The organism is Alteromonas sp. 5NS40-0096, from assembly GCF_057544385.1.
The window spans coordinates 414,046-431,775 of record NZ_BAAJLQ010000004.1; the positions used below are offsets into that span (position 1 = coordinate 414,046).

At 46.5% G+C, this 17,730-nt stretch carries 21 protein-coding genes; 12 read left to right on the forward strand and 9 right to left on the reverse strand.

Annotated features, from left to right (window positions below):
• The first annotated feature begins 20 nt into the window (after positions 1 to 20).
• On the forward strand, positions 21 to 404 hold the full coding sequence (locus AC27G9_RS14500) for a hypothetical protein (protein ID WP_487075150.1): 384 nt from the start codon (positions 21 to 23) through the stop codon (positions 402 to 404).
• Here the strand turns inward: AC27G9_RS14500 and AC27G9_RS14505 are convergent.
• Positions 401 to 1,702 carry an aminotransferase class I/II-fold pyridoxal phosphate-dependent enzyme gene (locus AC27G9_RS14505; protein ID WP_487075151.1) on the reverse strand — a complete coding sequence of 434 codons (1,302 nt, stop codon included), beginning with the start codon at positions 1,700 to 1,702 and terminating at the stop codon, positions 401 to 403. The two genes, AC27G9_RS14500 and AC27G9_RS14505, sit on opposite strands and share 4 nt — an antisense overlap.
• A 104-nt stretch (positions 1,703 to 1,806) precedes the next feature.
• On the opposite strand from AC27G9_RS14505, the gene AC27G9_RS14510 reads away from it, so the two are divergent.
• Positions 1,807 to 2,700, forward strand: coding sequence for a dihydrodipicolinate synthase family protein (locus tag AC27G9_RS14510; RefSeq protein ID WP_487075152.1), 894 nt, complete (start codon positions 1,807 to 1,809; stop codon positions 2,698 to 2,700).
• A gap of 31 nt (positions 2,701 to 2,731) precedes the next feature.
• The gene (locus AC27G9_RS14515; RefSeq protein WP_487075153.1) at positions 2,732 to 3,928 is read left to right on the forward strand and encodes an MFS transporter; all 1,197 of its coding nucleotides are present in this window, start codon (positions 2,732 to 2,734) and stop codon (positions 3,926 to 3,928) included.
• On the opposite strand, the gene AC27G9_RS14520 is transcribed toward AC27G9_RS14515, so the two are convergent.
• From AC27G9_RS14520 to AC27G9_RS14530, 3 genes are all read right to left on the reverse strand, one after another.
• Positions 3,905 to 4,042: a hypothetical protein gene (locus AC27G9_RS14520; protein ID WP_487075154.1), complete on the reverse strand. Its 138-nt coding sequence runs from the start codon at positions 4,040 to 4,042 to the stop codon at positions 3,905 to 3,907. The two genes, AC27G9_RS14515 and AC27G9_RS14520, sit on opposite strands and share 24 nt — an antisense overlap.
• A 181-nt stretch (positions 4,043 to 4,223) precedes the next feature.
• On the reverse strand, positions 4,224 to 4,655 hold the full coding sequence (locus tag AC27G9_RS14525) for a GAF domain-containing protein (RefSeq protein WP_487075155.1): 432 nt from the start codon (positions 4,653 to 4,655) through the stop codon (positions 4,224 to 4,226).
• 112 nt (positions 4,656 to 4,767) lie between these two features.
• Entirely contained in the window at positions 4,768 to 5,580 is an 813-nt protein-coding gene (locus AC27G9_RS14530) for an MBL fold metallo-hydrolase (protein ID WP_487075156.1), read from the reverse strand.
• A gap of 356 nt (positions 5,581 to 5,936) precedes the next feature.
• Here AC27G9_RS14530 and AC27G9_RS14535 point away from each other — a divergent pair, with 356 nt between their 5' ends.
• On the forward strand, positions 5,937 to 6,119 hold the full coding sequence (locus AC27G9_RS14535) for a hypothetical protein (protein WP_487075157.1): 183 nt from the start codon (positions 5,937 to 5,939) through the stop codon (positions 6,117 to 6,119).
• Here AC27G9_RS14535 and AC27G9_RS14540 read toward each other — a convergent pair.
• Positions 6,116 to 6,535 (reverse strand): hypothetical protein, encoded by a 420-nt coding sequence (locus AC27G9_RS14540; protein ID WP_487075158.1) that lies wholly within the window; start codon positions 6,533 to 6,535, stop codon positions 6,116 to 6,118. The two genes, AC27G9_RS14535 and AC27G9_RS14540, sit on opposite strands and share 4 nt — an antisense overlap.
• The gene (locus tag AC27G9_RS14545) at positions 6,526 to 6,936 is read right to left on the reverse strand and encodes a hypothetical protein (protein WP_487075159.1); all 411 of its coding nucleotides are present in this window, start codon (positions 6,934 to 6,936) and stop codon (positions 6,526 to 6,528) included. The genes AC27G9_RS14540 and AC27G9_RS14545 overlap by 10 nt, the downstream gene beginning before the upstream one ends.
• 122 nt (positions 6,937 to 7,058) lie before the next feature.
• Between AC27G9_RS14545 and AC27G9_RS14550 the strand changes: the two genes are divergently transcribed.
• Positions 7,059 to 9,266 carry a fasciclin domain-containing protein gene (locus AC27G9_RS14550; RefSeq protein WP_487075160.1) on the forward strand — a complete coding sequence of 736 codons (2,208 nt, stop codon included), beginning with the start codon at positions 7,059 to 7,061 and terminating at the stop codon, positions 9,264 to 9,266.
• A gap of 46 nt (positions 9,267 to 9,312) precedes the next feature.
• Here the strand turns inward: AC27G9_RS14550 and AC27G9_RS14555 are convergent, their stop codons facing one another.
• Positions 9,313 to 9,804 (reverse strand): aspartyl protease family protein, encoded by a 492-nt coding sequence (locus AC27G9_RS14555; RefSeq protein WP_487075161.1) that lies wholly within the window; start codon positions 9,802 to 9,804, stop codon positions 9,313 to 9,315.
• Positions 9,805 to 10,079: 275 nt separating this feature from the next.
• Between AC27G9_RS14555 and AC27G9_RS14560 the strand changes: the two genes are divergently transcribed.
• Entirely contained in the window at positions 10,080 to 10,403 is a 324-nt protein-coding gene (locus tag AC27G9_RS14560; RefSeq protein ID WP_487075162.1) for a hypothetical protein, read from the forward strand.
• 184 nt (positions 10,404 to 10,587) lie between these two features.
• On the opposite strand, the gene AC27G9_RS14565 is transcribed toward AC27G9_RS14560, so the two are convergent.
• On the reverse strand, positions 10,588 to 12,162 hold the full coding sequence (locus AC27G9_RS14565; protein ID WP_487075163.1) for a sensor domain-containing diguanylate cyclase: 1,575 nt from the start codon (positions 12,160 to 12,162) through the stop codon (positions 10,588 to 10,590).
• Positions 12,092 to 14,314 carry an ATPase, T2SS/T4P/T4SS family gene (locus tag AC27G9_RS14570; RefSeq protein ID WP_487075164.1) on the reverse strand — a complete coding sequence of 741 codons (2,223 nt, stop codon included), beginning with the start codon at positions 14,312 to 14,314 and terminating at the stop codon, positions 12,092 to 12,094. Before AC27G9_RS14570 ends, AC27G9_RS14565 begins: the two co-directional genes overlap by 71 nt.
• A 393-nt stretch (positions 14,315 to 14,707) precedes the next feature.
• Here AC27G9_RS14570 and rpsJ point away from each other — a divergent pair, with 393 nt between their 5' ends.
• The 6 genes from rpsJ to rpsS are packed head-to-tail and all read left to right on the forward strand — an operon-like array spanning position 14,708 to position 17,723.
• Positions 14,708 to 15,019: a 30S ribosomal protein S10 gene (rpsJ, locus tag AC27G9_RS14575; protein ID WP_010179497.1), complete on the forward strand. Its 312-nt coding sequence runs from the start codon at positions 14,708 to 14,710 to the stop codon at positions 15,017 to 15,019.
• Positions 15,020 to 15,037: 18 nt separating this feature from the next.
• Positions 15,038 to 15,676 carry a 50S ribosomal protein L3 gene (gene rplC / locus AC27G9_RS14580; protein WP_487075165.1) on the forward strand — a complete coding sequence of 213 codons (639 nt, stop codon included), beginning with the start codon at positions 15,038 to 15,040 and terminating at the stop codon, positions 15,674 to 15,676.
• A gap of 18 nt (positions 15,677 to 15,694) precedes the next feature.
• Positions 15,695 to 16,300 (forward strand): 50S ribosomal protein L4, encoded by a 606-nt coding sequence (gene rplD / locus AC27G9_RS14585; RefSeq protein ID WP_487075166.1) that lies wholly within the window; start codon positions 15,695 to 15,697, stop codon positions 16,298 to 16,300.
• On the forward strand, positions 16,297 to 16,596 hold the full coding sequence (rplW, locus tag AC27G9_RS14590; protein ID WP_487075167.1) for a 50S ribosomal protein L23: 300 nt from the start codon (positions 16,297 to 16,299) through the stop codon (positions 16,594 to 16,596). Before rplD ends, rplW begins: the two co-directional genes overlap by 4 nt.
• Positions 16,597 to 16,607: 11 nt before the next feature.
• Positions 16,608 to 17,432 (forward strand): 50S ribosomal protein L2, encoded by an 825-nt coding sequence (gene rplB, locus AC27G9_RS14595; RefSeq protein WP_487075168.1) that lies wholly within the window; start codon positions 16,608 to 16,610, stop codon positions 17,430 to 17,432.
• Between the two features lie 15 nt (positions 17,433 to 17,447).
• Positions 17,448 to 17,723 carry a 30S ribosomal protein S19 gene (rpsS, locus tag AC27G9_RS14600; RefSeq protein ID WP_013785731.1) on the forward strand — a complete coding sequence of 92 codons (276 nt, stop codon included), beginning with the start codon at positions 17,448 to 17,450 and terminating at the stop codon, positions 17,721 to 17,723.
• Positions 17,724 to 17,730 lie beyond the last annotated feature (7 nt).

The following is a 17,730-nucleotide window of genomic DNA, read 5'->3' on the forward strand; positions in this document are numbered from 1 at the left end:
ATTACAAAGGATGTAAGAACATGTCTCGAATACTCGCTACCCTTGCTGCAGTGCTACTGCTTCCCAGTTTTTTTACCTGTATTGCCAATCTGATTGCTTGGTTTGCTCTGGGGCAAACATTAATCGTGTTCGACGGGCAGTATGATCCACAGTTAATCGGCGATGAAATTCGCAATGTGATCATGCGCCAGTTCACTGACGTGATTGCCTTAATTCCAGGTATTGGTGTTGCATCTCTTGCGACATTTAAATTTGGTGCGAATCAATATGCAGCCTACCGAACCTATTTGAAGTGGACGGGCATAGTGCTAGTGATAAACCTTCCCGTCTTCTCGTTGTTGGGTGTGTATCTGCTGTGGCTTAAACGTCAAAGTGCCTATGTACCAGTGAAAAGTGTGTTTTAAGCACTGAGAATCTCAGCGACGTCTTTTGCAAATTGTTCGGCCGTGTTGGGCTCTATTTTTTGCACGCTAACTCGAATTGCCGACGAACTGATATTGATATCAAAAGAGCTACCGGGGCGAACCAACCAGCCTTTTTGCGACAACGCGAACGCTGCGGCTTGGCTATCTTGTGCTACCGGTACCCAAACATTGAGCCCGTCATTGGTATAAGCAGGGAAGATACCTTGCGCACTTAACGCCGTTATTAGTGTGTTTCGACGGGTTTCACAGTGGCGTTTTGCCAATGTGAGATTGCTCTGCAGCGATGTATCAGTCAAACAAGTATAAACAAAGGCTTGCAGTACGCGACTCACCCAAGACATACCGGGCGCAAGGCGTGTATTAATACGCTTCACCGATTCAGGGTCCGCGGCTACAAACGCCATGCGTAAATCGGGTCCCAGTCCTTTTGATACTGAACGAAAGACTGCCCAATTGGTTGTATTACTCGGGATAACAGAGTGATGTGATGAAACTGCTAAGAGTGAGAAGTGGTCATCTTCCATGACCACAACATCAGGATAATGGCTTAGTACATGTTTCAACTCAAGGGCGCGCTCAGCAGTAATACTTGCACCAGTGGGGTTGTGAGCTCTTGGCGTGATCAATACTGCCTTGGCCCCTTTTTTTAACGCTGATTCTAATGCATTGGGACACATACCATGTTGATCGACAGCGGCCCCAACAACTTGCATCCCCGCTAAGCGAATAGCGTTGGCCGAGCTGATGTAACAGGGATCCTCAACCACTACCTTATCACCTGGTATCAGATGGGCAGCCATCATCCGCTCCAAAGTATCAATCGCGCCATTACACAGGGTTATTTCGAAATTGGCGGGGCAATCCCCTTTAAACCATTCACGGCCGTATTGCCGTATTTGGGGTAAAATCGTGGATTCACCATAGAGGTACTGATTTAGCTGAGTCTGACTGGCAACATAGTTGAGGTCAGGAAGCCATTCTTTTCGCGGGCTACCATCGGCTAAATCGAACAATTTGGTTTGTGTGGTACCTTCCTGTTCGCCCGGTGAAATATCTTGGCAAATACGTGTGCCAAGGCGCCCTTGGGTAACAGCGATGCCCGCTTTTGCTAACCGTTGGTATGCCGACGATACAGTATTGCGATTGACGCCAAGCTGTTCAGCCAGTTCCCTGACGGGCGGTAAATTGTCACCTGATTTGAGGGCTCCATTTTTAGTCAGTTGGCGTACTGATTCAAAAATTCTTTGTGCCGAATCGCCTGAAATCTTGACTTTCATTTTTGTCCTATGCCAATATTATTTTTGTCATGGGTTGATAGCTTGTGCCTAGTTATCCCATTTTTTCGAGCATTTTTCCATATTCTAAACAAAGAGGGATTCAAATGTTTACCGGTTTGTCTGCTTTTCCTATAACACCGTTTAAAAATGAACAGGTTGATTTGGTGTCGTTTGATCGACTTATCGGTAACCTTGTAGACGCGAATGTTGATTCCATTTGTGCCATGGGCTCTACAGGCCTGTATCCCTATTTGACCCGAGAGCAACTTTTTGATGTTGCCCAGGCAGCAGTCAATCAAGCTGGCAAGGTGCCGGTTATGGCTGGGGTGGGCTCGCTTCGTACCTACGACGTGTTGCGCAATATCGAAACTGTTCAAAAAGCAGGTGTGAGTGCGGTATTGCTCGCACCTGTTTCGTATCAGCCATTGAACGAAAACGAAGTGTATGGTCTCTACGAGGCGGCAAGTCGAGAGGTGTCGGTGCCGATATGCGTTTACGAAAATCCGCGAGTCACCAATTTCACTTTCAGTGATGTTCTGTACCGACGACTGGCTGGCTTACCCCACATTGGGGCAATAAAAATTCCCGGGATGCCGTTTGCCACAAATGAAGGGGCTTCGCGATTAGCGTCGTTACGTGAAATACTGCCGCCTAGTATGGCGGTGGGTGTCAGTGGCGACCAATTCGGGGCAGCGGGTATGGCGCAAGGTTGTGATTTATGGTTATCGGTTATCGGCGGAATCTTTCCGAAAACCGTACAAACCATTATTCAATATGCTACGTCTGAGCAAGCAAATGAAGCGCTAGCCCTTTCCGACTCACTAGCGGGACTATGGCAAATGTTTGCGAATAACGGCGGTGGTTTGCGCGTGGTCGCGGAAGCGGCGAAGATTTTGGGATACAGCGAAGGCAATAATTTACCCGCGCCTTTTTTGCCCATCAGTGACGACGATCGCGACACGCTATCGGCGCTAATTCAACAATTGTCTTTGGCGTAACGACCAACAGAGTGAACCGAGGAGAAAGTACATGCCACTAGCAAGGCTAACAGGACTTGCACGATATATGTTTGCTTCGATTCCCGCTCGCATTACGACGGGGGGCTCGGCGGTGGCTACGATTCTATTGGCACGTACTTACGGCATGGACGGAAAAACAGCTGGAGCAATGGCGGCCTGCTTGACCGCTCCCCATTTGTTTGGCCCTGTATATGGTCGATGGTTAGATGGAGCGGGCGACCCTCGTTTTATTATTTCAGGCACTTGCTTTTTGTTTGCTGTGTGTTTCCAGCTAGCAATATTGGGCTTTGAGTGGCAAATGACAGGGTTAAGTGTCTTGGCCTTGCTGGTTTGTGGTACTTGCAGCTCCTTCATGATGGGAGGCTTGAGCACACAAATTACCAAGTTAGTGGACGACAACCTCAGCGCACAGCGAAAGGCGCAAAGTTGGGACACAGTGACCTACGGAGTTGGACTGACGTTAGGGCCTATGCTGACAGCTGTTTTTACTGAGTTTTTCAGCACACAAGTCAGTGTCAGTGTTGTAATGGGATTGCCGCTTTTAGCGGGGCTATTTACGTTGTGTTTACCACCGTTAAGGTCTCCTCATGCCGATACAGCGGCACCAGTACCCGGGTTTAAGCACGTCATTGCAGTGATGCGCCAATCAGCACCATTAAAACGCACGCTGGTAATGACGTCTGGTGCGTCATTTGCCGTTGCGGCGCTTCCTGTACTTGCGGTTTATCTCAGTGAACACTGGCAACATACCCGCGAAAGCGGTGCGTACTTAGTAACGTTCTACGGTGTAGGGTGCTTGTGCGGTGCTATTTTACTTATGCTAAAACCCTTGCGCAGTGAAGCACTCGTATTGCTTCGAAATGTTGGGGCAATCTTGTTATTCACTCTGCTTCTTGTTGCTTTGAGCCAATCGTTTGTCGCAGGATTGATAGCCTATTGGTTGTGTGGCGTCGTCAATGCCATATTTTTTGCCGTCACCTTGGCCGCGCGCAGCGAATATGCACCAAAGCAAGGAGCCGCTCAGATATACATGTGGGTAGCCGCAGCGAAAATCAGTTTTGCATCTATGGGGGCGTTTGTCGCAGGCTTTCTTGTCGATTTTTCTATCAACTTACCTTTAATCAGCTCCCTATGTGTATTGGTGGTCACCTTGATCAGTTGTTTTGCGGCTCGAGGCGCAACACTAGTTGATATGCCCCGCCAATAGCACTCGTAGCCATCGAATATCTTCAGGGCCCAATTGGGCTGCCTGATGTTGTGACGGATCTTCAAGAATATCTTGGTAAACGTGATAGATTGCTTTTTCGAATAACTGCTTCATTTTTTGCTCAATGATGTGGGTGATAACGCAGTTTGTAGCTTTGTGTCGATGCATTGACGCATGTAACCAACACTCGCATTGCATGTCTGTTGGAGAAAGCAGTGGGACTGGCGCATATCAACTTCCTTTTAGTGCGATTCCTGCTAGTTTATCGAAAGCGTCTGTCTCAACCAAGTTTTCGTCAGTGAGATGGCGTACTCAACCAGCCTGCAAACGCCTCGATAAACTCAAACTCCTGTTGAGTGAAAGGGTCACGATGAGCGGCGGCTGAGAAGTTAACCGTACCCACGGTATTCTCTCCGTCAAATATTGGTGCACCTAGGTATGATTCCAAACCGAAATGTGTATAACAAGGATGCGTCGCAATGGCACTTTCTTTTGCATGATGAAAGCCCACTGCTCTATTGGCGAGTAAGGTATGGCAGCAGTATGTGTTGCCAACCGGAAACGTAGCACCAATCGCTATCATGTCTCCAGGGCTTTTGGCGTAATCAACAGTATAGGTGTCGCCATTCACACGGCTTACAATAGCAATTGCCAACCCCAAATAGTCCAATCCTTTGTCGAGTAAGTGAGAAATCTTCTGTGGTTTTGTCAGTCTCGTATCAGACACAACTTGATCCAGATGGCTTTTTATATCCACTGTTTTGCCTCTTTTCTGCGCACTTTAGAAATAAAGTCGATTTCTGGTAAGAGTGCAAATTAGACTTTAGTTGATACTGCGACTAAAAGTGTCGAGTCTCACCTGGACTAGAAAAGAAGTCTTCACCTGACTTTATTAACAGATTTGGGACCTTGACTGGCACGTGAACCCCGACAGAGTGCTCAACATGAATTACGTCTTTGAGTATGTAATTGCCTTCGGCACTTTGTAAAAACCAATATGGAGGAAAGCCAATATTGGTTGGCTTGAGATCCCAAAAGGCGTTGAATGGTAGATAGTGATCCGTATCGGGGTCGGCATCCCCCATATGCATAACCGTAGCGCCGTTTTCGAAAGTTAGTCGATACACCATATTTTGTACTTCTGCACGACCCGGCCAGCCAGCGTGGGGAATCCTAACCGCTTCAATATCAACATTCGCGACAGACAAGGCGGTTGGTTGTTGACCAAAATCTAATTGTACGGGATGAAAACGGCCTTCTACACCTTCGCTTGTATCGAGTGCCAATAACGCATCGATAGCTTGTTGGGGGGCGACTAGCTGCACCTCTTTTTTTGATTGCAAGTAACGCAACACATCGGTTGCGGAAAAATGGTCGTCATGGGCATGGCTAATGACTATTACATCGATATTGTCGTAGGGAGCTTCACCTTTGAAGATGGCTTTTCGAAATGCTGGTGGAACCTTCTGGTAGAAACCAAAATCCTTGTGGAAAAAAGGATCAAACAGGACTTTTTGCTCGTCGCTGATTATTAGCACAGCCTCATTTCCGAGGTAATGAGCAGTATTTGTGTTGCCATCCAATTGATGCGCAAAAAGGGCTGGAGAAACCAACCACGTTAGTATGGCTATAAAAACGAAAAGTCGGTGCATTGTCCATAAACCTGTTTTGTTTTGCGTTACAAATTACCACAGCTCATCTCAGCTGAATACTCACTTGTTCACACATGGCTGAGTTTGTGCATATCCTTCAATAGCGGCTCCCTGTATCAATGGCGCTTTGCGACGAAATCTTAATAAATAGTGGGGTTCAGCGTGGTTTACTCTCGTTTAAGTGAAGAACAGCGAGTCTAAAATGCTTATTGGTGGTGCGAGAATATGCATTAATTGGGCAAGTTGACCATTCATCTACCGACACATGTCATTGGTCTTATGTAATGAGAGTATGGCTTGAAGTGGGGGTCATATAACCATATGACTACTATATCGAAGCAATAAGGAGAAATTAAATGAGGTTAATCGGTACGGCTATCATTTTACTATTTAGTATCTTTGCTGGACTGACGTTATTTTCTGGCAGTGTTGAGTTTGCGTTACAAAAGACCCACCTCGTTTTCACTGGCACTGTAGCGACACTTATCGCTGGAACCTTTCTCTTTTATGCCGTTCGGGGTTTACTGACCGAGCGCTAATGTTGTTGTGCGTTAGTCGAACCTCCCCATAATTTTTGCCATACAATGGTAAGCCCATAAATGGTCACTACGCCTGCGAAGGCACTCGCACCTAAGGCGCCGCCAAGGTGACCATAGTATTGATATCCCCATTGCCACATGACAGTCATGATAACGGTAGCTGCAACGATATGTGGAATGCCTAGCATCGGTTTACTGGTCATGCCGACAAAGGTGGCAGCAAAAAACGTCGACAGATACAGATCGTGTTCGGTGGAGGAAATACCACTATTGATATTTATCAGCATCGCAAACAAAAGCGTTAATAGAGCTGAAATACGTATTCGCTGTGTGGGAAATCGCGAGGCCAGGTAAAATGTAGAGAGAGCACCAAGTAAACCGACAATCAATTGCATTAATACAACGCTTACCACCAACTGCCTTCTCCCCAAAACATCACTAAGCAAGCGATAAAAGCAATGCTACCCAGCTTTCCTCCCAATCCAGTAAACAACGATTTGCTCACAATTAACAGTGCGCCTGTGAGTAATCCAACTATGGCTATTTCGGCAGGTGTTATTACGACAACGGTTGAACACATACCGGCAAAAGAGCCGGTATAAATCGCACAATGAAGGTGCTCTTTGTCGATCAATTGAGTTGAAGGTAAGAGAGTGCCAACTAGCCCAACCGCGGCTGACACTATGACACTGTTGACCCCCATTCCATCAGCAATAACAAAGGTTAACAGGGTCGAAAAAAAGACGACAATAACCTCAGCTACATCTGAGAAAGCCAGAGAAAAGTGAAATAGTTGGAAGCTATTTTTTGAAGTCATCGACGTTTTGGGACGGCAAATTTATATGGGTAAATAAGTAACTGAGTTGTTATTGAATTGTGATCTTAGCCAAAAGTCGCCCCGTAAGAGTGGTTGCGAATCAAACAAACAGGAAAAAACTCATGACTAAGATCACGCAGTTGATTATAGCAGTGAGCGCGTTGGTATTTCTACAAGCGTGCAACGATGATGACGATGTAACTACACCCACCCCCACACCAGAACCTACACCGGCACCCGCTCCGACGACTATTGTTGATGTTGCTGTTGATGCGGGCAGCTTTACTACGCTGGTGGCAGCCTTACAGGCGACAGGCCTAGACGCCACCCTAGCAAATGCAGATGGTACTTTTACCGTGTTTGCACCAACAGACGACGCGTTCGCCTTGTTGGGCCAGGATACCATCGATGCCTTGTTGGCTGACACTGATACGTTATCAAGTATCCTCACTTACCATGTACTGGGGAGCGAAGTGAATGCGCAAGCTGCTATCGATGCTGCGGGTTCCACTGTTGAAACCGTAAACGGCGCTCGTGTCGGGTTGTCACTGAGTGGAGAATCGCTACTGGTTAACACGTCCACTGTTATTCAAACAGATGTGATGGCTGACAATGGGATAATTCATGTTATTGATGCCGTTCTGATGCCGCCTTCGATGAGCGACGAAGCGCCGACGATGAACATAGTTGAAACTGCTGTCGCGGATGGTCGTTTCACAACACTTGTTGCTGCGTTACAAGCTGCTGAATTAGATGCTGTAGTGGCAGACGATGCTGCTACTTTTACTGTTTTTGCGCCGACGGATGATGCTTTTGCTATGCTGGGCGAAGAAACCATAGCGACCTTGCTAGAGAATACCGACGTTTTAAGCGATATTTTGTTGCAGCATGTGGTGTCTGGTGCAGCAGTAGATTCCGTCACTGCTTTTTCTCTCAGCGGTACAGATGTGGAAACGGCCTCAGGGGCAATGATCCCTATCGCGATAAATCCTGAAACCGATACACTTACCGTCGGTGGGGCGAATGTTGTGATTGCAGATATCCCCACGTCTAATGGCGTTATTCACGTTATTGATATGGTTATCGTTGCCGATGTAGAGGTACCTTCTCCACCGGGCAACATTGTTGAGGTTGCGACCGAAGCGGGTGCATTTAACACACTAATTGCGGCGCTCGAAGCGACAAATCTGGATGATGTATTAGCTGACGCGGACGGCGAGTTCACTGTTTTTGCACCAACAGATGCCGCATTTGACTTACTTGGGCAAGACACCATTAACGCGCTGCTGGCTAACCCAGAACAGCTTTCTAACATTTTGCTCTACCACGTTATCTCCGGTGCGACAGTTTTACAAGACGGTGCGGTTACCGTTGCACAATCGAATATGAGCATGGTGGAGATGGCGAATGAGCAAAATGTGTCATTGTCACTGAGCGGATCAACACTATATGTCAACAAATCCAAGGTCTCGGTTGCAGACGTGATGGCTCAAAATGGGGTTATACATGTAGTAGACCAAGTGATATTGCCACCGGCAATGCGCACAGAAACAACTGATTCAATCGTGGACGTTGCCGTAGGCAACCCTAACTTTTCTACTCTAGTTACCGCCCTTACCGCTGCTGGGTTAGTGGATACCTTAGCCGACGAGACCGCAACCTTTACGGTGTTTGCACCAACCAATGCGGCCTTTGATAAAATTCCAGATACGGCACTGGCAGGCTTGCTAGGTGATGTTGATGCTTTAACGGGTGTTTTGCTGCAACATGTTGTAAGTGGTGAAGTCAATGCGCTTACGGCGTTTTCGGCCAATGGCAGTAGTGTGGATACACTGGCGAACAACGATGTCACTGTCGACATCGTCAACTTTACGGAAGCTGTCAACGACGCGTCCACTGAAGTGGCTTATGATTCAGAAAACCAAAGACTTGTCGGCGGGATGAACTCAGCCTTTCCAGGTTATTCAATTTACGTATCGAATGACGACCTTGGTTCAGGCGGTAGCGTGTGCAACGGTGGATGCGCGTTTTTCTGGCCTCCTGTACTCGTTACAGATGGTAGTGTCGCATCTATGCCAGGTTTAACGACGATTACTCGTGATGACGGTTCGCTACAAGCGGCTTACCAAGGGCGTCCATTGTATTTCTTCTCTGAAGACAATGCTGCAGGTGATACCAACGGCCAAGGTTTTAACAACGAATGGTGGCTAGTATCTCAAGAGCAAGTTTCTCTGCAAATACAAGGCTCGAATGTCACCACAACGGACATATACACAACGAATGGTGTGATTCACGTCATTGATACGGTGATTACCGAAACGCTTGAATAAGTAATACATAACACGTTAAAAAGCCCCTTTATTAGGGGCTTTTTGGTTACTGGCTTTGATTGATACTCGCAGTTAAAGCTTGTGAACATTGAGATAGCATGAGTGTTGGTGGATTGACGCTAACGGCAAAAGGCGCCGCTTTACTCAAGGCGCTCATACCTAATATGTTATTGCCTTTTTTCATTACTGCTACCTCTAAATCATTGATTTCACAATTATCTCCAATCCTTAATGTGCTAATAGAATACATTTTTACTTTCTGTAATTTGCCATTAGCCAAACGGGCAGCAGCGTCATGAGAATAGGTCACAGCATTCGCTTTTTTTAATTGAGAAAACGTTTTTTGATTTACGACAAGCATACCCGACCCTGTATCCAACAGGAACGAAGTCGTTACGGTGTTGCCAATAGTGGCACTGACGTAATTGGTGCCACCGGATTTTGATTCCATTTCGATACTATAAGAGAACGGCTCTTGCCCATGGGCAGAACATGCTAATCCCAACGAAAGTAACAAAATAAAGCGGCACTTCTTCATACGTTTCTCCAACAATCACTCAGAAGAACGCAAGTCGCAGGCCATTGTTTAGCAGCTGAAAAATCAAAGACTTGTAATCATTGCTAAGTATTTTTGCACAACTGTGGTGCGATAATGCCCTTATTTTGAATAAGGCTTATAAAATGTATGGTTAATAATTAGGTGGGGTGATAGTTAAAAGTTATCACGAGTTGATGTGAGATCGAGGCAACTTTTTTCTTCAAAATTCCGTATAATATTTTGTGTCAATTAGACTGAAGTATAGAGGAAAGGTTATGAAAAAAACGTTGCTATCTCTTTTGGCTTTGATGGCATCTTCGACACTGATGGCCGCTGAAACCGATACGGTAACTGTTCAGTCTGTAGAGTTTAAAGGTAAACCCCCTTTCAAGCGTTCAATGAAACAGCTGGCTGTCAGTGATGTTGCTCAAGTTGAACAGGACCAAGAAATGGTTGCTGTAAAGGTCGTGCAAATGGGGTCAAAGCCGCCTTACAAACGTCGTACTGTGTACCTACCAGTTACCGATGTTGCCCAGGTAGAGGAAGTCAGTGATACCAGCAAAACCGATTTCCGTGGTAAGCCTCCGTTTAAAAGGTAACGGATAATATAGGTTTATCAATACAGTGTTCAGAGTTGCGTTTCCCGTTTAACTCCGAAAGATAACGAACTACCCTCTCGTTATCGAATCCTTGCCCCTCGTTCCCAGGGGCCTTTTTCGTTTTTGGCGCTCAGCTATTGCGTGCCAAAAACGAAAACAAATCTCGTAGTGTATGCCTGCTTAACTACAGCGCTTTTGCCGCTTTTTCTTTGTACATAGCCACATCTGAACTATGCAGCAAAACACTGAGTTCGTTGTTTTCCGCCGTTGCGATTTGGAAGCCGATGCTCGCCGTCACTGGAATTTGCTTATCGTCAATATTGATGCGTAGCCTGTCTAGCCTGTCGTGTAATCGCTCGACTATCTTTTGTGCATGAGTTTGCGTTTTACATGGACTCATAATGACAAACTCATCGCCTCCCAATCGACCGATTACATCACTGGGGCGCGCTTGGTGTTTAATGATGTTGGCGAACGCGATCAACACCTTATCTCCACTTAAGTGACCAAAGACGTCATTAATCTGCTTAAATTTGTCGATATCAATAAAAATGACGACGAACTTATCTTCCGTACCTTTGAGAGCGTCCAGTCTAATCAACGCTTCTCGGCACCACCCTCGGCGATTGAGTACCGGACAAAGGTCATCAGTCGAAGCACTGGTTTGCGCCGCCTCTTTTTGTTCATTCAGCCGTTTCACTTTTTCAGACACAGCTATAGCAAGAATAAAAGCTTCCATGGAGAGCGCGATGATCAAACTGTATTGGGCTAAAAATGGGAAACTATCCGCAAGGTAAAGGCGCACGAACATCGAGCTTCCCAAAAGTACCTGTGCAGATAACACCATGGAGGCGACATGAACCCCTTTAACTATTGCCCAGATATTGGCGAGTAGAACGAAAACACTGATCACTGTGGTAACCATGCCCATGGCTTCGAGCATAAAATGGAGTTTTGGGGTCTGGAACAACGCTGGAATAGCAGCCAAAAAGACCATAGTGAAACTGAGTAGGGTCAGCCCAACATAAAGTGGCATCGGCAACAGGCGTTTGAAATCCAGCAATAGTGATAAGAATCGAGTGCCAGTAAATACGGTAAGGCCAGCCCAAAGTGAGAGCGAGTAGATATCGTGTATCAATGGCAAGCCAGGAATCACGATGTTGATGATTCTCTCTTGAATTAAAAAGAAGATGCAGGCACTGATGACATAGGCTGAATAGGCATAAAAAGCGTTTTCCCGCATCCCGCGACCCAGCATAGCGACATAGATGCAAAGTGCTAAACAGATACCGGCAAATGCTCCCATAGTGAGGGCATGACGGGTACTCCATTGATAAAACGCGTGCGGTGACGACAAGCGAAAATCGGCAGTCGTTTCTATTGTTGCAGATATGGTAAGCGTAATGCGTTGAGTCCCTGGCGAGAGCTCGTAAGCAAAGGGTGCACTATTGAACTCGGGGAGCGCTCGGTTTGCGCTAATGCCGTCAATGGCAACACTATCGAAAATTATAACCCTAGTCTGTTCTAGTTGGCATTCTAGGCTAAGTGTATTGATACCTGGGACCAGCTGAAAGCGAGTTGACGAGTCGCCTGAGGGATTGTCGATACGACAGTCTGCTAGCGCTGGGCTAGCAGACAACAAGAGTAAAATACAAAGCAGCAGTTTCGGAAAAAGCCGCAAAGAGTGGTTAGTCGCCGCCTCCCACAATTTGTACTTGAGCCAAGTCGGTATCGCCTTTGATAACTTTGTAAATTGCATCTTGTACCAATGTTCTCATGCCATCATTCATGGCTTGATCTTTCATTTCCGCGACGGATGCTTCCTTGTATACCAGCGACCTCAGTTCTGGCGTCATGCCGAGAAGCTCATGGACCCCTGTTCTGCCTTTATAACCTGTATCGCCGCATTCACTGCAGCCTTTAGCTCGGTATAGCTTTAAAGGTTGTTCAATACCAAGTTCGTCGAGGAAGTCTTCACCATATTGACGTTTGATGAAAGCCATTTCATCGTCACTTGGTATGTATTCTTCCTTACAGTTTTTACATAGTGTTCGGATCAGACGTTGTGCCAATATACCCACACAGGCATCTGAGAAGTTTACAGGGTCTAAACCTAAGTCTAGCAAACGCGTGATGGTTTCGGGCGCAGAATTCGTATGCAGTGTTGATAAAACCAAGTGCCCGGTCAGTGAAGCTTCAATACCCGCGTGCGCGGTCTCTTTGTCACGCATCTCACCGATGAGAATAATATCAGGGTCGGCACGGAGAAATGCCCTGAGTGCGTTGGCAAAAGTAAAGCCGATTTTGGGGCTAACTTGCACTTGCTGTAACCCTGCTTGAGTGATTTCTACCGGGTCTTCTGCGGTCCATATTTTCTTTTCTGGAGTGTTCAGATAGCCAAGTACCGCGTGAAGTGTGGTTGTTTTACCCGAACCCGTTGGGCCGACCACTAACAAGATACCGTGGGGCTTTTTGATCATTTCTTTCATGCGCGACATATTGGTCGGATGCAGATTCATCTTTTCTATTGGCATGGCGCCACCGGACGCCAGAATACGCATTACCACGCCTTCACCCGCAACCGTTGGGATGGTCGCTACACGAACCTCAACTAACTGCCCAGACATTCGAAATGCTAATTTACCATCCTGAGGCACTCGCTTTTCGGCGATGTTCAAGTTAGACATGATCTTAATACGCGCGATAACTGCACTGTGGTGAGATGCTGGCACCTGGTTCATATCCCGGCACACGCCATCGATACGCATTCTCACTCTTGTCGGGCCATTTTTCTCGGGGTCGATATGGATATCTGACGCATTCAGACGCTTGGCATCGTGTAGTATTCGGCTAACGAGTCTAACAACCGCCGGTGCATCGTCTGAAAGCTCGTCAACTTGCTCGTCGTTTTCATCGGAGGAGGTACCAATTTCATCGAGTATCTCACTCATTTCGCCTGGGGCTCCGCCGCCTGTGCCATCACCAAGATAGTTGAGGACTTGGTTGGGAAGGCCAACAGCGATATCGTAGCTGTCAACACCCAGAGCACTTTCGATTTCCATCAACAGAGCAGCATTATTGGGCTCGGCCATTAAAACTATGGGGCGGTCGTGAGCGTCTGCAATAACGGCGACATGGTTGCGCTTTAGGTATGAAAGATTAAGCTTACTTTCCCCTTGGAATAAGTGATATTTGTCGGGCAAAAAGGGAATATAGGGTACTTGGTAATGAATAGAGAGCGAATTACCAATATCTTCTTCTTTGATGCGTTGCTCTGAAATCAGCCTTTGCACAACGTGTTTGGTATCAGTTGATGAGTCTATCAGTTCCTTAAGCGCTTTAGGGTTAATGACGCCCTTGTGTAACAACAGGTCAAAAGGATTGTTCGTGCCACCGAGTTCGTAGCGAAATTTGGCACCCAATAATTCAGTCAGCTCTTTGGCTAATTGCAGGTCCGAGTCGGTGAACGAGCCGCTTTGTTTGTTGATAACCTGAATAACCCCTAATAACACGCCCGCATTTAAAATGGGCACACACAGAATATTGTTGGTGCGAAAGTCATTGTTTTTATCAAATTTATCAGCGAAGCGCAGGCGAGGATGAATACTTGCCAGCTCTTGACTGTCGTAGGGATCAGCAATCATGAGAGGTAATTGTGCCAGTGCTACATATCCCGCGATCGACAGCGGGCTAATAGGCACCTTTATTTCTAGTGTTTCTTTACCCGTTTTGAAGCGCGCAACTAAGTCTTGATGCTGGCGGCGGCGTTGAAAAATACTCATTCGCTTGGCACCAAACATAGTTAATATTATCGGCTCCAGCTGTTGGTAGGCATCGAGCAGAGACGAGTGTGCTGCCAGAATGGAATTTATCTGTTCAAGAGACTGCTGGTGAGGGCTTGTTGTTAGCATATTTTATTTACTGCGACCACGGCTGACGTATCGACGCAACCTTCATTCCTATAGGTATATCAAGCACTTTATACCCTAAATGGTCAGACAACAACGTTAGGCCCCCAATAACTAGACTAAAATAGTATATTAATTCCACATTAGGGGTTGCGAACTTAGTCAATAACTGTATAATTCGCGCCCACTGCCCAATTAGGGCATATTTTTTCAGCCGCAACTTCACTGTTTTTAGGGTTGTTGCCAAAGTCGATAAGTTTACTTAGAAGCGGGCGTGCTAGAAAAGAGAAACAGGGTTCCAATTGGGAACCAACGGTTAACGCGCATCTTTTCATCCCAAATTAGAAAGGGAGTGAAAAGGTGAATTTTTTTGTTCTTTCGATTGGAGCTTAATCGATGCCAAATCAAAGAATTCGTATTCGCTTGAAAGCGTTCGATCACAAGTTGATCGATCAGTCTACGGCTGAAATCGTCGAAACAGCGAAACGTACTGGTGCTCAGGTCAGCGGTCCGATTCCACTACCTACTCGCAAAGAACGCTACACAGTTCTGATTTCTCCGCACGTTAATAAAGACGCGCGTGATCAATATGAAATCCGTACTCACAAGCGTTTGGTAGACATCATCGAGCCAACTGATAAAACAGTTGACGCTTTGATGCGTTTGGACTTGGCTGCCGGCGTTGATGTTCAAATCAGCCTGGGCTAACAAGAGAGGGTTTTAACAATGGCGATTGGTCTAGTCGGTCGTAAAGTAGGTATGACTCGCATCTTCACTGAAGATGGCACGTCTATCCCTGTGACTGTTATTGAAGCGACCCCAAACCGTGTTACTCAGATTCGTACTGAGGAAACTGACGGTTATCGCGCTCTTCAAGTTACTACTGGAACTAAAAAGGCAAACCGCGTAAACAAAGCTGAAGCAGGTCAATTTGCTAAAGCTGGTGTTGATGCTGGTCGTGGTCTTTGGGAATTCCGTCTTGAAGACAACGAAGGTGCCGATATTGAAGTAGGCAGTGAAATCACTGTTGAAATCTTCAACGACACTAAGAAGATTGATGTAATTGGTACATCTAAAGGTAAAGGTTTCCAAGGCGCTATCAAGCGTTGGAACTTTAGCTCACAACGTATGACTCACGGTAACTCATTGTCTCACCGTGCGCCTGGTTCAATTGGTCAAAACCAATCACCTGGTAAAGTTTTCAAAGGCAAGAAAATGGCTGGTCAGCTTGGTAACAAGCAAGTGACTACTCAGTCTTTGGAAGTTGTACGTGTTGACGCTGAAAACAGCCTTATCCTTGTGAAAGGTGCTGTACCTGGCGCAGCTGGCAACGATGTTATCGTTCGTCCTGCTGTTAAAGCGTAAGGTCTGGGGAGTTAAGTGATGGAATTAACATTGAAAGATGCGCAAAGCGCTCTTGAAGTATCCGAAGCTACCTTTGGACGTGATTTCAACGAAGCTCTGGTACACCAGGTAGTCGTTGCTTACGCAGCTGGCAGCCGTCAAGGTACCAAAGCGCAGAAAACGCGTTCAGAAGTTAGAGGCGGTGGTAAGAAGCCTTGGCGTCAAAAGGGTACTGGTCGTGCCCGTGCTGGTACAATCCGCAGCCCAATCTGGGTTGGTGGTGGCCGTGCATTTGCTGCTAAGCCTCAGGATCACAGCCAAAAAGTTAACCGCAAAATGTACCGCGGTGCAGTTAAAAGCATTTTGTCTGAACTAGTTCGCCAAGACCGTTTGGTTGTGGTTGAGAAGTTCGGTGTTGATACACCTAAGACAAAAGCGCTAGTAGCCAAGTTGAATGAGCTGGAGCTTAACGATGTTCTTATCGTTACTGCAGACGTAGATGAGAACTTGTTCTTGTCAGCTCGCAACCTGTACAAAGTAGACGTACGTGACGTTGCAGGCCTTGACCCAGTCAGCTTGATTGCTTTTGAAAAAGTGTTGATGACTGCTGATGCAGTTAAACAACTTGAGGAGGCGTTAGCATGAGAGAAGAACGTCTACTGAAGGTGCTTCTAGCACCACATATTTCAGAGAAGTCAACTCTAGCTGCTGAAACAAACAACACAGTTGTTTTTAAAGTAGCAACAGACGCGAACAAAGCTGAAATCAAAGCTGCAGTTGAAAAACTGTTTGAAGTTGAGGTTGAAGGTGTTCGTACTGTGAACGTTAAAGGTAAAACTAAGCGTCACGGTATGTCTTTCGGCAAGCGCAGCGACTGGAAAAAGGCCTACGTGGTTCTTAAAGAAGGTCAGGACATCGACTTTGTCGGTGGTGCTGAGTAAGGGGATTAGAAATGCCATTATTGAAAGCTAAGCCAACTTCTGCCGGTCGTCGTCACGTCGTTCAGGTTGTTAACCCTGATCTACACAAAGGTGCACCACATGCTCCTTTGCTAGACAAGAACAGCAAGTCTGGCGGTCGTAACAACAACGGTCGTATTACTGTACGTCACATCGGTGGTGGTCATAAGCAACACTATCGTATCGTTGACTTCAAACGTAACAAAGACGGCATTCCAGCTAAAGTTGAGCGTTTGGAATATGATCCTAACCGTTCTGCAAACATCGCACTTGTGCTTTATGCAGATGGTGAGCGTCGTTACATCCTTGCACCTAAAGGTGCAAAAGCGGGTGACCAAGTACAGTCTGGTTCTGATGCGCCTATCAAAGCGGGTAACGCTTTGCCAATGCGTAACATCCCAGTAGGTACTACTGTTCACGCGATTGAAATGAAGCCTGGCAAAGGTGCACAAATTGCACGTTCTGCAGGTGCATACGCACAGATTCTAGCACGTGAAGGTAACTACGTTACTCTACGTCTACGTTCTGGCGAAATGCGTAAAGTATTGTCTGATTGCCGCGCCACTATCGGTGAAGTTGGTAATGCAGAACATATGTTGCGTTCACTAGGTAAAGCTGGTGCTAACCGCTGGCGCGGTGTTCGTCCGACAGTTCGTGGTGTTGCCATGAACCCGGTTGATCACCCACACGGTGGTGGTGAAGGTCGTACTTCTGGTGGTCGTCACCCAGTAACGCCTTGGGGTGTTCCTACTAAAGGTAAGAAAACCCGAAGCAACAAGCGTACAGATAAGCTTATCGTACGTCGTCGAAACAAGTAATAGCGAGGATTCACCATGCCACGTTCTCTCAAGAAAGGTCCTTTTATTGACCTTCACTTGCTGAAGAAGGTAGAGGCTGCAGTGGAAAAGAACGAACGTAAACCAATTAAAACTTGGTCTCGTCGTTCTATGATCATCCCAGATATGATTGGGTTGACCATTGCGGTCCATAACGGTCGCCAGCACGTTCCTGTAATTATCAGCGATGAAATGGTTGGCCATAAGTTGGGCGAATTTGCGCCAACGCGTACTTACCGCGGTCACGTCGCGGATAAGAAATCTAAACGATAAGGGGTAG

What these genes read in the sequence shown, in the direction of transcription:
- AC27G9_RS14500 (WP_487075150.1), top strand. Translation starts at nt 21, where the DNA reads ATGTCTCGAATACTCGCTACCCTTGCTGCAGTGCTACTGCTTCCCAGT.
- AC27G9_RS14505 (WP_487075151.1), bottom strand. Translation starts at nt 1,702, where the DNA reads ATGAAAGTCAAGATTTCAGGCGATTCGGCACAAAGAATTTTTGAATCA.
- AC27G9_RS14510 (WP_487075152.1), top strand. Translation starts at nt 1,807, where the DNA reads ATGTTTACCGGTTTGTCTGCTTTTCCTATAACACCGTTTAAAAATGAA.
- AC27G9_RS14515 (WP_487075153.1), top strand. Translation starts at nt 2,732, where the DNA reads ATGCCACTAGCAAGGCTAACAGGACTTGCACGATATATGTTTGCTTCG.
- AC27G9_RS14520 (WP_487075154.1), bottom strand. Translation starts at nt 4,042, where the DNA reads ATGAAGCAGTTATTCGAAAAAGCAATCTATCACGTTTACCAAGATATT.
- AC27G9_RS14530 (WP_487075156.1), bottom strand. Translation starts at nt 5,580, where the DNA reads ATGCACCGACTTTTCGTTTTTATAGCCATACTAACGTGGTTGGTTTCT.
- AC27G9_RS14535 (WP_487075157.1), top strand. Translation starts at nt 5,937, where the DNA reads ATGAGGTTAATCGGTACGGCTATCATTTTACTATTTAGTATCTTTGCT.
- AC27G9_RS14545 (WP_487075159.1), bottom strand. Translation starts at nt 6,936, where the DNA reads ATGACTTCAAAAAATAGCTTCCAACTATTTCACTTTTCTCTGGCTTTC.
- AC27G9_RS14550 (WP_487075160.1), top strand. Translation starts at nt 7,059, where the DNA reads ATGACTAAGATCACGCAGTTGATTATAGCAGTGAGCGCGTTGGTATTT.
- AC27G9_RS14555 (WP_487075161.1), bottom strand. Translation starts at nt 9,804, where the DNA reads ATGAAGAAGTGCCGCTTTATTTTGTTACTTTCGTTGGGATTAGCATGT.
- AC27G9_RS14560 (WP_487075162.1), top strand. Translation starts at nt 10,080, where the DNA reads ATGAAAAAAACGTTGCTATCTCTTTTGGCTTTGATGGCATCTTCGACA.
- AC27G9_RS14565 (WP_487075163.1), bottom strand. Translation starts at nt 12,162, where the DNA reads ATGCAATTTACAAAGTTATCAAAGGCGATACCGACTTGGCTCAAGTAC.
- AC27G9_RS14570 (WP_487075164.1), bottom strand. Translation starts at nt 14,314, where the DNA reads ATGCTAACAACAAGCCCTCACCAGCAGTCTCTTGAACAGATAAATTCC.
- rpsJ (WP_010179497.1), top strand. Translation starts at nt 14,708, where the DNA reads ATGCCAAATCAAAGAATTCGTATTCGCTTGAAAGCGTTCGATCACAAG.
- rplC (WP_487075165.1), top strand. Translation starts at nt 15,038, where the DNA reads ATGGCGATTGGTCTAGTCGGTCGTAAAGTAGGTATGACTCGCATCTTC.
- rplD (WP_487075166.1), top strand. Translation starts at nt 15,695, where the DNA reads ATGGAATTAACATTGAAAGATGCGCAAAGCGCTCTTGAAGTATCCGAA.
- rplW (WP_487075167.1), top strand. Translation starts at nt 16,297, where the DNA reads ATGAGAGAAGAACGTCTACTGAAGGTGCTTCTAGCACCACATATTTCA.
- rplB (WP_487075168.1), top strand. Translation starts at nt 16,608, where the DNA reads ATGCCATTATTGAAAGCTAAGCCAACTTCTGCCGGTCGTCGTCACGTC.
- rpsS (WP_013785731.1), top strand. Translation starts at nt 17,448, where the DNA reads ATGCCACGTTCTCTCAAGAAAGGTCCTTTTATTGACCTTCACTTGCTG.